At 44.3% G+C, this 823-nt stretch carries 1 protein-coding gene and 1 pseudogene; one reads left to right on the forward strand and one right to left on the reverse strand.

The features are described from left to right. Nucleotides 1–491 (forward strand): GGDEF domain-containing protein (locus A3766_RS07240; protein ID WP_156508756.1); only part of this gene is annotated, 491 nt, incomplete at its 5' end. 18 nt (nucleotides 492–509) lie between these two features. Here A3766_RS07240 and A3766_RS07245 read toward each other — a convergent pair. Beyond that, nucleotides 510–823 (reverse strand): annotated as a pseudogene (locus tag A3766_RS07245) (GMP synthase); the annotation flags it as partial.

An 823-nucleotide genomic window follows, 5' to 3' on the forward strand; every position in this document is an offset into this window, starting at 1 on the left:
CACTTGATGCCAGCTTACACAGAGAGGCAGAGCTAGCGACACGTCACAACACCCCTCTTTCCGTTCTCATGCTTGATATTGATCATTTTAAACACGTCAACGATACATACGGACACCTAGCCGGTGATAGCGTCCTTCGCGACCTTGCTGCGACAATCAAAAAGTGCGCGCGTGGAAGTGATTTGTGTTTTCGCTACGGTGGCGAAGAGTTCGTATTAATTCTAGATGATACAGATGCCAATCAAGCTTTAAAAATTGCTGATCGAATCAGGCAGAGCGTAGAGCAACACACCTACCTATATAAGGGCAAAATTATCCCTGTAACCATTAGTGCTGGTACCTCGACCTTCATTCAAAGTGAAACCCTTGATAGCCTGAAAGAGCGAGCAGACAAGGCACTATATAGTGCAAAATTGAATGGTAGAAACCAGGCAGTTTCAAGCGAGCTAAATGACACCCTAACTACCTTGCCGATAAGTCACGCACATTAACAGCCACCAAAACCAACATCACGCTTTCTGAAGTAAAAATTTCGAAATTACACTTAGGAAACCCCTGTTATCCAGAGGTTTCGCTAAGGACTCTAGACCAGCCTCAATTGTATTAGCAGGGATTCGGCCGCGACGATCATTCATTAAGGCTTCAGAGTATTCACAAGTCCATTCCGGGTGCCCTTGGATACTAATCAAGGAATCACTCCATTGAACGGCAAAGTATGGACAAAAATCACTTGTCGCTAGAAGCTTGGATTCTTGCGGTATATTCTGGACTTGATCTTGATGGCTAACAATCATATTAAGGGCATTTCCCTCAAAGCCTAAGT

It is taken from the genome of Oleiphilus sp. HI0132, assembly GCF_001635845.1.